Consider the following 12,900-nt stretch of genomic DNA (forward strand, 5'->3'; position numbering starts at 1 on the left):
CGCCGGGCCGGGCCCGGAACGGACGGTGCCGCGGCCCGCGCGGGTACGGCATCCCGGGCGAGGTGAGAACCTGGAATCCGGCGGGGCACCGCCGCACGGAACCCGGGGGACCGGGCGTGCGTTCTCCAGTGTGAACAGCGGCGGCAGCCGCTCCCGCAGAGGAGGCACTTCAGATGACCAACCGAGGCAAGATCGCCGTCGGGGGCGTGGCGGTGGGCCTGCTCCTGTGGTGGCTGACGTCGTTCTGGATCGCGCTGCTGGTGATGGTCGGCGTCCCGGTCGCCGCCTACCTGGCGCTCGACCCGTCGCAGCGGCGCAGGCTGCGCCGCGTCAGCCGCAAGGAGATCGGCAGGTAGACACCCCGCGCGGGCGTGGCGGCCGGTGCCCGACCGCCGCCCTGCGCTCCCGTGCGCGCCCGGGAGGCGTCAGGCGGCCGGACGTACCGCGATGCCGTCCAGGGCGCTGAGCAGCGTGGGCAGCCCCGGCCCGCGGCCGACCGGCACCACCTCGCCGGGCTCGTCGTCGAGCAGCAGGAACGCGATGTCGTCGGTGCGGGCGACCATGCTCCAGCCCGGCCCGTCGCAGCGCAGCGTGCGGGCGTCGCCGGAGGCGAACGCCGACCGTACGCGGCCGGGCGGTGGCGGGTCGTCCAGATAGGCCCGCATCTCGCGCATCACCCGCTGCACCGGGCTCGCCGCCGGGCCGGGAGGCCCGTCGGCCTCCTCCCCGGCCGGGCGAGCGGCACCGGAACCGGCTTCGGCGTCCGCGTCGGAGAAGACCGCGGCGTCGTCGATCCGCTCGCGCCACGCCGCCCACTGCAGGGCGATCTCATCCGCCCCCATGCGCCGCTGCGCCGGCCCCCACTCCCGGGTGTCCGGGGGAGCCAGGACCTTCCACTCGCCCTCGGTGCCCGGCTCCGGCGGCGGGTCGTGCGGCGCCGGGACGCCGGGCGCGGCGACCGCCACCGCGAGAGGCCAGCCGGGGAGCACCGCGGTCACCGAGCGCTCGTCGGGGGAGAGGTCGTACTCCATACCGCAGTCCCAGGCGGCGACCGCGCAGGCGACCAGGGTGACGTCCTCGGTCGCCACCGTCCACCGGGCGCCGGCGCCGTCCTGGCCCAGTACCAGGCCGTAGCCCTCGGCGAAGGGCTCCAGGCCGAGCACGGAGCACGCCTCCGGGTAGTCGTCGCCGAGCACGCTGGGGAACTGCGCGGGCGTGAGCAGCACGGCGGTCAGCACGTAGAGCGCGTCGTCCTCGTCGGCGGTCACGATGCGACCCCTCTCCCGATCGTGCGGGTCTCGATCGTGCGGGCACCCTAACCCGCCGCGGTCCGGCAGGACAGAGAGCCGCCGGGTGGCGTGCGGCACCTCCGCCCTCAGCCGTGCGACGCCTCCGCCGGGCGTGCCGCTGCGGCCGCGCCGGTCAGGCCCGCAACGCCACGGCCAGGTAGCGGGCGTCGCCGTCCTCCAGCGACTCCAGCCGCCAGCCGCAGGCCGCCAGCAGCGGGCGGAGGTTCTCCTCGGCCCGCAGGTCGTCGACACGCAGCACGTGCCCCTTCCGGGCCGCCAGCACCGCCCGCCCCACCGGATGGAAGACCGCCAGCCGCCCGCCGGGCCGCACCACGCGGGCGAACTCGCGGAGCCCGGCCGCGGGGTCCGGCAGGTGGGTGAGCAGCCCGGCCGCGAGCACCGCGTCCGCGGCGGCGTCCCGCACCGGCAGGCGCGCCGCGTCGGCGACCACCGGCAGCCCCGCCCGTCCGCGCCCTGCCCGCAGGGCCCGCACCGCCATCTCGGGCGTCAGGTCGAAGCCGAGCACGGCGCCGGACGGGTCCACCGCCGCCCGCAGCGGCTCCAGCGCCCGTCCCGTCCCGCTGCCCACGTCCAGCGCCACCTCGCCCGGACGCAGCCGGAGCGCGGCGACGGCGGCTCGGAACGCCGGGCCGTCGTCGGGGAACTTCGCGTCCCACCCGGCCGCGCGGGCCGCGAAGAACTTCCGCACGGACGCCGGATCGTTCCTTGCCCGCCTCCGGCCCGGGTGGGAGTCGCCGCCTCCGTGCTCCGTCATCGGCTGGTCTCCGTTCGGTTCCGACCCGGTCCGCATCCGGCCCGGAGGTTGCTCTCTGTGGCGTCGTGGGTAAGGGTGGCACGCGAACACCTTGCGAAGGGGGACCCGGGGATGGCCCTGAACACCGGACTCGACTGGTTGCTGGACGACCTCTGTCAGCGGATATCGCTCGTCCGGCACGCCCTGGTGCTCTCCAACGACGGGCTGGTGACGGCCAACAGCAGGGACCTGGAGCGCGCCGACGCCGAGCACCTGGCGGCCGTCGCCTCCGGTCTGCACAGCCTGGCCAAGGGCTCGGGCGTCCACTTCGGCGTGGGCCAGGTCCGGCAGACCATGATCGAGTTCGACGAGGGCATGCTGCTCGTCACCGCCGCCGGCGACGGCAGCTGCCTGTGCGTGCTGGCGGGAGCCGAGGCCGACATCGGACAGATCGCCTACGAGATGACGCTCATGGTCAACCGGGTCGGCGAGCACCTGGGCGTCGACGCGCGCAACAGCGTCTGATCCGCGCCGCTCACCGCCCGGCGCGCGTGCCGCCCGGGCGTGCCGCCCACGTGGCGACCCGCCGCCCCCGTCCGGCCTTCACAGCTGCCCGACGGAGGTGACCTTCACGACCGCGCGGCCCTCCGCGTCGGAGGCGGTCAGGTCGATCTCGGCGGAGACGCCCCAGTCGTGGTCGCCCGACGGGTCGGCGAACGTCTGCCGCACCCGCCACAGCGCGTCCTGGGGGACCTCCTCGATCTGCAGGAGTTTCGGGCCGCGCGCGTCCGGACCGGTGCCCAGTTCGTCGTACTCGTCCCAGTAGGCGTCCAGTGCCGCGCCCCAGGCGTCCGCGTCCCAGCCCGATTCGGCGTCCAGCTCGCCGAGTTCGGCGACCTTGTCCAGCGCCGCCAGCTCCACCCGCCGGAACATCGCGTTGCGCACCAGCACCCGGAACGCGCGAGCGTTCGCCGTCACCGGCCTGACCTGGTCTGCCCGGTCCTGCGCGTCCTCCGCGGTCTCCACCTCCGGATTGGCCAGCGCCTCCCACTCGTCCAGCAGGCTGGAGTCGACCTGCCGGACCATCTCGCCCAGCCAGGCCACGATGTCCTCGAAGGCCTCGGACTTCAGGTCGTCCGGCACGGTGTGCTCCAGCGCCTTGTACGCGCTCGCCAGGTACCGCAGCACGATGCCTTCGGTGCGGGCCAGCTCGTAGTGCGAGACGAACTCGCTGAAGGTCATCGCCCGCTCGTACCTGTCGCGGATCACCGACTTCGGCGACAGCGGGTGGTCGCCGACCCAGGGGTGTGAGCGCCGGTACAGGCCGTAGGCGTGGAAGAGGAGTTCGGCCAGCGGCTGCGGATGGGTGACGTCCATCAGCCGCTCCATCCGGTCCTCGTACTCGACGCCGTCCGCCTTCATCTGCGCGACTGCCTCGCCCTTGGCCTTGTTGGTCTGGGCGGCGAGGATCTGCCGCGGGTCGTCCAGCGTCGACTCCACCACCGACACCATGTCCAGCGCGTACGACGGCGACTCCGGGTCCAGCAGCTCGAAGGCGGCCAGCGCGAAGGTGGACAGCGGCTGGTTGAGCGCGAAGTCCTGCTGGAGGTCGACGGTCAGCCGGATGCGGCGGCCCTCCGCGTCCGGCCCGTCCAGCTGCTCCACCACGCCGCCGTCCAGCAGCGAACGGTAGATCGCGATGGCCCGCCGGATGTGCCGCAGCTGGGCGCGGCGGTCCTCGTGGTTGTCCTCCAGCAGCTCCCGCATCGCGGAGAACGCGTCGCCGGGCCGGGCGATCACCGCCAGCAGCATGGCGTGCGTGACGCGGAACCGGGAGGTCAGCGGCTCCGGGTCGGAGGCGATCAGCTTCTCGTAGGTCTGCTCGCTCCAGTTGACGAACCCCTCGGGGGCCTTCTTCCGGACCACCTTCCGGCGCTTCTTCGGGTCGTCGCCCGCCTTGGCGAGCGCCTTCTCGTTCTCGATGACGTGCTCCGGGGCCTGCGCCACCACCAACCCGGAGGTGTCGAAGCCGGCGCGGCCGGCGCGGCCGGCGATCTGGTGGAACTCCCGCGCCCGCAGCGTGCGCACCCGGGTGCCGTCGTACTTGCTCAGCGCCGTGAACAGCACCGTGCGGATCGGCACGTTGACCCCGACGCCCAGGGTGTCCGTGCCGCAGATGACTTTCAGCAGACCCGCCTGGGCCAGCCGTTCCACCAGCCGCCGGTACTTGGGCAGCATCCCGGCGTGGTGGACGCCGATCCCGTGGCGGACGTAGCGGGAGAGGTTCCGGCCGAAGCGGGTGGTGAAGCGGAAGTTGCCGATCAGCGCGGCGATCTCGTCCTTCTCCGCGCGGGTGCACATGTTGATGCTCATCAGCGCCTGCGCCCGCTCCACCGCCTGCGCCTGGGTGAAGTGCACGATGTAGACCGGCGCCTGCTTGGTCTCCAGCAGCTCCGTCAGCGTCTCCGTCATGCCCGTGACGCGGTACTCGTAGCTCAGCGGCACCGGCCGCGTCGCCGACCGCACCACGGCCGTGTCCCGCCCGGTGCGGCGGTTCAGGTCCTCCTCGAAGCGGGAGACGTCGCCCAGCGTCGCCGACATCAGCACGAACTGCGCCTGCGGCAGCTCCAGCAGGGGGATCTGCCACGCCCAGCCGCGGTCCGGCTCGGCGTAGAAATGGAACTCGTCCATCACGACCTGGCCGATGTCCGCGTCCCGTCCGTCGCGCAGCGCGATCGACGCCAGGACCTCGGCGGTGCAGCAGATCACCGGGGCGTCCGCGTTGACCGACGCGTCGCCGGTCAGCATGCCGACGTTCTCGGTGCCGAAGATCTTGCACAGGTCGAAGAACTTCTCCGACACCAGCGCCTTGATCGGCGCGGTGTAGAAGGTCACCTCGTTGCGGGCCAGCGCCGCGAAGTGCGCCCCCGCCGCGACCAGCGACTTCCCCGAACCGGTGGGGGTGGAGAGGATCACGTTGGACCCGGACACCACTTCGATCAGGGCCTCCTCCTGCGCGGGATAGAGGCTGATGCCGCGCTCCTCCGCCCACTGCGAGAAGTTCTCGAACAGGGCGTCGGGGTCGGCTTCGGTCGGCAACTGATCGATAAGGGTGGCTGTCACGCCCCCCATCTTGCCTGCCGCCGGACCCGGTACGGGAACCGGTGCGGCGCGCTTGATCATCGACCGTTACGCTGTGTCGCCTGACGGCGGCCCTGTGGCCGTCGTCACTGCTGCGCGCACGCATCACACACGCGACACGAACCCGGGGTGGGGATCAGCATGATGGGACCGGCGCACTCGCTCTCCGGAGCGGCGGCATGGCTCGGAGCCGGGGCGGCGGCGGCCTGGTTCGACCGGCCCATGCCCTGGCCGGTTCTGGTGGTGGGGGCCCTGATATGCGCCGGCGCGGCGCTCGCCCCCGACCTGGACCAGCCGTCGGCGACCATCTCGCGGGCCTTCGGCCCGCTGGGCCGCGGCCTGTGCACCGTCATCGGCAAGCTGTCGGAGGCGGTCTACAACGCCACCCGCGGCAAGGGGGAACGCCCCCGCACCGGCGGCCACCGCACCCTCACGCACACCTGGCCCTGGGCGGTGCTCATCGGCGCCGGCTTCTCCGCCGCGGCGGTGTACGGCGGCCGGTGGGCCGTGCTGGCCATCCTCTTCGTCCACGTCGTGCTGGCCGTCGAGGGCCTGCTGTGGCGCGCGGCCCGCGTCTCCAGCGACGTGCTGGTGTGGCTGCTGGGCGCCGCCGGGGCGTGGATCCTCACCAACATCCTGATCAAGCCCGGCAACGGTGCGGAATGGCTCGTCGGCGACCCGGAGCTGCGCTACGTGTGGCTCGGCCTGCCCATCGTGCTGGGAGCACTGGTGCACAGCATCGGGGACGCGCTGACGATCTCCGGCTGCCCGATCCTGTGGCCCATACCGATAAAGGGCAAGCGGTGGTATCCGCTGGGGACGCCGCGGTTCATGCGGTTCCGCGCAGGGGCGTGGGTCGAGGTCAGCGTGCTGATGCCGCTGTTCATGATCGCCGGCGGTGCGGGCGGCGTCTACGCCCTCGACCTCTTCTAGCTCCCGCACTCCGGCACTCCGGCACCGGGCCCGGGGCCCGGCGCCGGGGGACCCGTCAGCCGTGCCAGCTCCGCCAGAGCGCCGCGTAGGGGCCGTCGGCCGCGACCAGCGCGTCGTGGCTGCCGAGTTCGCTGATGCGCCCGTCCTCCACCACGGCGATGACGTCCGCGTCGTGCGCCGTGTGCAGGCGGTGCGCGATCGCGACCACCGTCCGCCCGTCCAGGACCCGGGCCAGCGAACGCTCCAGGTGTCGTGCCGCGCGCGGATCGAGCAGCGACGTCGCCTCGTCGAGGACCAGCGTGTGCGGGTCGGCCAGCACCAGGCGGGCCAGCGCGATCTGCTGGGCCTGCGCGGGCGTGACCGTGCGGCCGCCGGAGCCGACCTCGCTGTCCAGGCCGTCCGGCATGGCGCGCGCCCAGCCGTCCGCGCTCACCGCGCCGAGGGCGGCCCACAGTTCGGCGTCGGACGCGCCGGTGCGGGCCAGCAGCAGGTTGTCCCGCAGGGAGCCGACGAAGACGTGGTGCTCCTGGTTGACCAGCGCGACGTGCGCCCGCACCCGTTCGGCCGGCATGCGCGACAACTCCGCGCCGCCGAGCGTCACTTCTCCGGCACGGGCCGCGTAGATGCCGGCCAGCAGCCTGCCCAGCGTCGACTTGCCCGCCCCGGACGGACCGACCAGCGCCATCCGCGTGCCGGCCGGCACGTCGAGGGACACGCCGTGCAGCACGTCGGCGCCCGCGTGGTAGCCGAACCGGACGCGGTCAGCGGTCACGTCCCGTCCCTCCGGCCGCACGTGGTCCTCGCCGGCCTCCGTCTCGATCTCGCGCACGCCCACCAGGCGCGCCAGCGACACCTGCGCGACCTGCAGCTCGTCGTACCAGCGCAGGATCAGCCCGACGGGCTCCACCAGCATCTGGGCGAAGAGCGCACCGGTGGTGAGCTGGCCGACGGTCAGCCAGCCCCGGAGGACGAACCATCCGCCGAACATCAGCGTCGCCCCGAGCACCACCACGTGCGTGGCGTTGACCACGGGGAAGAGCACCGTGCGCAGCCACAGCGTGTACCGCTCCCAGGCGGTCCACTCGGCGATGCGCCGCTCCGAGAGGGCGACCCGGCGCCGGCCGAGCCGGTGCGCCTCGACGGTCCGGCCCGCGTCCACGGTCTCCGCCAGCGCGGCGGCGACCGCCGCGTACCCGGCGGACTCGGAGCGGTAGGCCGCTCCGGCCCGCCGGTAGTACCAGCGGCACCCGACCGTCAGCAGCGGCGCGGCGACCAGCACCGCCACCGCCAGCGGCGGCGCCGTCAGAGTCAGCGCGCCGAGCAGCAGCCCGGCCCACACCACGCCCACCGAGAGCTGCGGCACGGCCTCCCGCATGGCGTTGGAGAGCCGGTCGATGTCCGTGGTGATGCGGGACAGCAGGTCGCCCGTCCCGGCGCGCTCCAATACGCCCGGCGGCAGCGCCACCGACCGCACCAGGAAGTCCTCACGCAGGTCCGCCAGCATCGTCTCGCCGAGCATCGCGCCGCGCAGCCGCACCAGCCGTACGAAGAACGCCTGCACGACGAGGGCGACGGCGAACAGCGCGACCGTGCGCCCCGGATGCAGGTCCCCGGAGCCGGACGACAGGTCCTCGACCACGCCGCCCAGCAGGTAGGGGCCCACCATCGAGGCCGTGACCGCGACGGCGTTGACCACGACCAGCGTGGTGAACGCGCGCCGGTGCCGACGCATCAGCTCGCGCACGTACGCCCGCACCGTCGCCGGAGCGCCCACGGGCAGCGTGGTGACCGACTCGGGCGCGGCCGGGTCGTACGCGGGGGGAGCGACGCCGATCATGAACGGGTGGTCCCTTCAGCGAGTTCTTCGGTCAGGTCCGCGGCGGTCTCGTCGGCCCCTTCCGCCGTCCCGTGGTCCGGGGCGAGGCGGGTGCCGGCGGCGCGCTCGTCGTCGGTCTCGCGCGTGACGACGGCCCGGTAGGCCGGTTCGGTGCGCAGGAGGTCCCGGTGCGTGCCGTCGGCCGCGACCCGGTCGCCCTGCACCAGCAGCACACGGTCCGCGCGGTCCAGCAGCAGGGGGCTGGTGGCCAGCACCACCGTGGTGCGGCCGCGGCGCAACCTGCGGACGGCGTCGGCGACGCGCGCCTCGGTGTGCGAGTCGACGGCGCTGGTCGGCTCGTCCAGCACCAGTACCTGCGGGTCGGTGACCAGCGAGCGGGCCAGCGCCAGCCGCTGCCGCTGGCCGCCGGACAGGGAGCGGCCACGTTCGGTGATCCGCGCGTCCAGCGGATCGGACACGTCCGCGGAACTCTGGGCCAGCGCGGTCAGCACGTCCCCGCACTGCGCCGCGTCCAGGGCCTCGGCGGGGGTCACCGCACCGGAGGCGGGCACGTCCAGCAGCTCCGCCAGCGTCCCGGAGAGCAGCACGGGGTCCTTGTCCTGCACCAGCACCACGCGGCGGGCCGCCTCCAGCGGCAGCCCGTCCAGCGGGACGCCGCCCAGCAGCACCGACCGCTCCTCGGCCCCGTCCGCGCCGCCCGCGGCCTCCTCACCGTGGGCGTGGCCTCCGAGCCGTTCGGCGAGCGTGCCCGCGGTGTCCGGGTCGCCGCAGACCACGGCGGTGAACTTCCCTTCCTCGGCGACGAGTCCGCTCGCCGGGTCGTACAGGTCGCCCGCCGGTTCCCCGGCCCGCCCGCCGTCCGCGGGAGCCCGGAGGCCCCCGTCCGCCGTGCGGCGCAGTCCCAGCACGCGTGCGGCGCGGCGCGCCGACGGGCGGGAGAAGGAGTAGGCCATGGCGAACTCCTGGAACAGCCGCAGCGGGAACAGCAGGAACGTCACCGCGCCATAGACCGCGACCAGTTCGCCCACGGCGAGGCGGCCGTCCGCGACCATCCCGGCGCCGTGCCACACCACCGCGATGAGCAGCAGCCCCGGCAGCGCCACCTGCACCGCCTCGATCACCGCCCACATCCGTGCCGTGCGCACCGCCGCCCGCCGCACCTCCTGCGAGGCCGACCGGTACCGGCTCAGGAACAGCTCCTCGCCGCCGATGCCGCGCAGGACCCGCAGCCCGGCGACGGTGTCGGCGGCCAGCTCCGTGGCGCGGCCCGCCTTCTCACGCTGCAGGTCCGCGCGCCGGGTGGCCCGCGGCAGCAGCGGCAGCACCGCCGCCGCCAGCGCGCACACCCCGCCGGCCACCAGCACGCCGAGCTGCGGCTCGTACACCACCAGGCCCACGCACACGCCGACCGCGGTGAGGAGCGCCGCACTGAACCGGGACGCGGACTCCACGCACCAGCCGATCTTCTCGATGTCGCCCGTCGACACCGCGACCACCTCGCCCGCCGCCACCCGGCGGGTCAGGGCCGCGCCCAGCTCGGCCGTGCGGCGGGCCAGCAGCTGCTGCACGCGCGCCGCCGCCGTGATCCAGTTGGTGACGGCCGTGCGGTGCAGCATCGTGTCGCCCACCGTCACCCCGGTGCCCAGTACGGCCATCAGGCCGCCGGCCTTCGCCAGGTCGGCTCCGGAGCCGTCGACGACCGCCTGCACGGCGAGCCCGACCACCACCGGGAACAGGGCGATGCACACCAGGTGCAGGAGCCCCCATCCCAGCGACTTCGCCTGCCCGGCGCGCTGCCGGCCGCCCAGCCACAACAGCAGCCGCAGCCCGGACCGCACGTCGGGAACGCCGGGATCGGTGAACGGTAGGTCGCGGATCTGCATGACGCCCCAAGGCGCTCGTACGGACAGGGAAGCGGTGCGGGAGGAAGAAGAGGGAGACATGCAAGGCTCGCCAAGGAGAGGGGGTCCGCGCAACGGGTTTTCCCGCGCGGACGGGCGCACGGTGATGCGACGATGGGGCGCATGCGGACACGTCCCGGAAGCAGCAGGAGCACGGTGCGGGCCTCCCACGGCCGCACCGTGCGCACGGCCGCCGCGGCCTGCACGACCGCCGTGGCGCTGTTGCTCGCGGGCTGCGGCACAGGCCAGGACACCCCGGGCGGCGACCGCGGCTCCCGCACGCAGGACGGGGGCGGGGAGGCCGCCCCCGAGGCGGCCGCGACCTCCGGTGCGCGGCACCTGCCGGGTGTCGGCGCCCGCTACCGGGCCCGGATACCCGAAGCCGCCGGGCAGGCCGTCGTGGTCCACGGCGAGGGCCGCGACTCGGCCCGCTCCCGGGTGGAGCTGTGGGCCCGAGGGGGCGAGCGGGACGGTGGGGACGAGCGGGACGGGCGCGGCGGCACCGGCGCCTGGACGCTGGAGAAGCGCTGGCAGGGCCACAACGGCAAACGGGGCTGGACCACCGACCACCACGAGGGCGACAAGCGGACCCCGGTGGGCGTCTTCACCCTCACCGACGCGGGCGGCGTCGACGCCGCACCGGCCGGCACCGCACTGCCCTACCTGCACTCCGCCGCGTTCACGCCGCCCGCCCACTGGGCGGACCGGACCGAGCACGACTTCGACCACGTCGTCGCCATCGACTACAACCGCGTCCCGGGCACCAGCCCGCTGGACCCGACCCGTCCTCGAGGCCAGGAGAAGGGCGGCTTCATCTGGCTGCACCTGGACCACGGCAGCGGCACCTCCGGCTGTGTCAGCGTGCCCCGGCGGGCGATGGAGTACCTGCTGCGCACCCTCGACCCGGACCGCCGCCCGGTCATCGTGATGGGCGACCGCGCGACGCTCCGCGACTGACCGGCGTACCCGCTCCCGGCGGCCGTGCGCGGGACGGCCGTATCCTCGGCCGGTGACCACCCCGGACCGGCGAGCCGGCCGCGGGGAGACCCCGGCGCCGCGAACCCGACCCGGTGACCGCCCCGGACCGGCAGCCGACCAGGAGAGGAGCCCGTTGCCCCGCGAAGCACCGCTGTGGAACCCGTCGCCCGAGGACCTGAAGACCGCGCGCGAGCAGCCCGCGCAGATCCGCCGCATCCTGCGCCTGTTCCGCCCCTACCGAGGGCGACTCGCGGTCGTTGGCCTGCTCGTCGGCGCCTCCTCGCTGGTCTCGGTCGCCTCGCCCTTCCTGCTCCGCGAGATCCTCGACACCGCGATTCCCGAGCGGCGCACCGGCCTCCTCACCCTGCTCGCGCTGGGCATGATCCTCATCGCCGTCACCACCAGCGTCTTCGGCGTCCTGCAGACGCTCCTGTCCACCACCGTCGGCCAGCGCGTCATGCACGACCTGCGCACCGGCGTCTACGCCAAGCTCCAGCGGATGCCGCTGGCGTTCTTCACCCGCACCCGCACCGGCGAGGTGCAGTCCCGCATCGCCAACGACATCGGCGGCATGCAGGCCACGGTGACCTCCACCGCCACCTCGCTGGTCTCCAACCTCACCAGCGTGGTGGCGACCGTCTGCGCCATGCTCGCCCTCGACTGGCGGCTCACCGCCGTCTCGCTGCTCCTGCTGCCGTTCTTCGTCTGGATCAGCCGCCGGGTGGGCCGTGAGCGCAAGGAGCACACCGCGCGCCGGCAGAAGCAGATGGCGGCGATGTCCGCCCTGGTCACCGAATCCCTGTCGGTCAGCGGCATCCTGCTGGGACGCACCATGGGCCGCGCCGACTCCCTCACCGACGGCTTCGCCGGCGAGTCCGAGCACCTCGCCCGCCTGGAGATCCGCTCCAGCATGGCCGGGCGCTGGCGGATGGCCACCATCGGCATCGTCATGGCCGCTCTCCCCGCCCTGCTCTACTGGACCGCCGGCCTGCTCCTCCACCTCGGCGGCCCCACGCTCACCCTCGGCACCCTGGTCGCCTTCGTCACCCTGCAGCAGGGCCTGCTGCGCCCCGCCGTCTCGCTGCTCTCCACCGGCGTGGACATGCAGACCTCGCTGGCGCTCTTCCACCGCATCTTCGAGTACCTCGACCTGACGGTGGACATCACCGAGCCCGAGCGGCCGGTACGGCTGCCCGCGCCGCGCGGCGAGATCCGGCTGGAGGACGTCTCGTTCGCCTACACCCCCGGCGGGCCGCCCACCCTGCACGCCCTCGACCTCACCGTGCCCGCCGGATCCAGTCTCGCGCTGGTGGGCGCCACCGGCTCCGGCAAGACCACGCTGGGATACCTGCTGCCCCGCCTGTACGACGTCACGGCGGGCCGCGTCACCCTCGACGGCGTCGACGTCCGCGACCTGGACTTCGACACCCTGGCCCGGGCGGTCGGCGTCGTGTCGCAGGAGACCTACCTCTTCCACACCTCCGTCGCCGAGAACCTGCGCTTCGCGCGCCCCGGTGCGACCGACGAGGAACTGGCCGCGGCGGCGCGGGCCGCGCAGATCCACGAGCACATCGCGGCCCTGCCGGACGGCTACGACACCGTCGTCGGCGAACGCGGGCACCGCTTCTCCGGCGGTGAGAAGCAGCGTCTCGCCCTGGCCCGTACGATCCTCCGCGACCCGCCCGTACTGGTTCTCGACGAGGCCACCAGCGCGCTGGACAACCGGACCGAGCGCGCGGTGCAGGCGGCGATCGACGCGCTCTCCGCGGGCCGCACCACGGTCACCATCGCGCACCGGCTGTCCACCGTCCGCCGCGCCGACCAGATCGTCGTCCTGGACGGCGGCCGCATCGCCGAACGCGGTACGCACGCCGAACTGCTGGCCCGGGGAGGCCGTTACGCCGCCCTGGTCCGGCGGGAGTCCGCAGACCCGGAAGGCCCGCCGGAGGTCGGAGCGGCGGAGCAGCCCGCGGACGGGCCGGGGGAGGACGCCGGAGCCCGGACGGGCAGCCCGGTCGCGTGACGTGCGGGCGGGTGACGTGCCGTCCGGAGGCGCGCCTCGGGGGA

10 protein-coding genes are annotated in these 12,900 nt (G+C 74.2%); 5 read left to right on the plus strand and 5 right to left on the minus strand.

Features of this window, described 5'->3' with window-relative positions; genetic code table 11:
• Positions 1 to 173 precede the first annotated feature (173 nt).
• A complete protein-coding gene (locus RM572_RS20575; protein ID WP_027764635.1) occupies positions 174 to 356 on the plus strand; it encodes a hypothetical protein in 183 nt (60 codons plus the stop codon).
• 69 nt (positions 357 to 425) lie between these two features.
• Here the strand turns inward: RM572_RS20575 and RM572_RS20580 are convergent, their stop codons facing one another.
• Entirely contained in the window at positions 426 to 1,268 is an 843-nt protein-coding gene (locus tag RM572_RS20580; RefSeq protein WP_311674847.1) for a hypothetical protein, read from the minus strand.
• Positions 1,269 to 1,422: 154 nt separating this feature from the next.
• Positions 1,423 to 2,064 (minus strand): class I SAM-dependent methyltransferase, encoded by a 642-nt coding sequence (locus RM572_RS20585; protein ID WP_311674848.1) that lies wholly within the window; start codon positions 2,062 to 2,064, stop codon positions 1,423 to 1,425.
• Between the two features lie 111 nt (positions 2,065 to 2,175).
• Between RM572_RS20585 and RM572_RS20590 the strand changes: the two genes are divergently transcribed.
• Entirely contained in the window at positions 2,176 to 2,568 is a 393-nt protein-coding gene (locus RM572_RS20590; protein WP_027764638.1) for a roadblock/LC7 domain-containing protein, read from the plus strand.
• Between the two features lie 78 nt (positions 2,569 to 2,646).
• Here RM572_RS20590 and RM572_RS20595 read toward each other — a convergent pair whose 3' ends face one another.
• Positions 2,647 to 5,175: a DEAD/DEAH box helicase gene (locus RM572_RS20595; RefSeq protein ID WP_311674933.1), complete on the minus strand. Its 2,529-nt coding sequence runs from the start codon at positions 5,173 to 5,175 to the stop codon at positions 2,647 to 2,649.
• Between the two features lie 150 nt (positions 5,176 to 5,325).
• On the opposite strand from RM572_RS20595, the gene RM572_RS20600 reads away from it, so the two are divergent.
• Positions 5,326 to 6,117 carry a metal-dependent hydrolase gene (locus tag RM572_RS20600; RefSeq protein WP_311674934.1) on the plus strand — a complete coding sequence of 264 codons (792 nt, stop codon included), beginning with the start codon at positions 5,326 to 5,328 and terminating at the stop codon, positions 6,115 to 6,117.
• 55 nt (positions 6,118 to 6,172) lie between these two features.
• Here the strand turns inward: RM572_RS20600 and RM572_RS20605 are convergent, their stop codons facing one another.
• Complete coding sequence (locus RM572_RS20605; protein ID WP_311674849.1) at positions 6,173 to 7,954, minus strand: ABC transporter ATP-binding protein; 1,782 nt, start codon at positions 7,952 to 7,954, stop codon at positions 6,173 to 6,175.
• Entirely contained in the window at positions 7,951 to 9,837 is a 1,887-nt protein-coding gene (locus tag RM572_RS20610) for an ABC transporter ATP-binding protein (protein ID WP_311674850.1), read from the minus strand. Before RM572_RS20610 ends, RM572_RS20605 begins: the two co-directional genes overlap by 4 nt.
• Positions 9,838 to 9,978: 141 nt before the next feature.
• Here RM572_RS20610 and RM572_RS20615 point away from each other — a divergent pair, with 141 nt between their 5' ends.
• The gene (locus tag RM572_RS20615; RefSeq protein WP_311674851.1) at positions 9,979 to 10,812 is read left to right on the plus strand and encodes a L,D-transpeptidase family protein; all 834 of its coding nucleotides are present in this window, start codon (positions 9,979 to 9,981) and stop codon (positions 10,810 to 10,812) included.
• Positions 10,813 to 10,966: 154 nt separating this feature from the next.
• Positions 10,967 to 12,856 carry an ABC transporter ATP-binding protein gene (locus RM572_RS20620; protein ID WP_394813661.1) on the plus strand — a complete coding sequence of 630 codons (1,890 nt, stop codon included), beginning with the start codon at positions 10,967 to 10,969 and terminating at the stop codon, positions 12,854 to 12,856.
• The last annotated feature ends 44 nt before the right edge of the window (positions 12,857 to 12,900 follow it).

This window comes from Streptomyces hazeniae, from assembly GCF_031845485.1.
In the GTDB taxonomy this organism is placed as follows: Bacteria; Actinomycetota; Actinomycetes; order Streptomycetales; family Streptomycetaceae; genus Streptomyces; species Streptomyces hazeniae.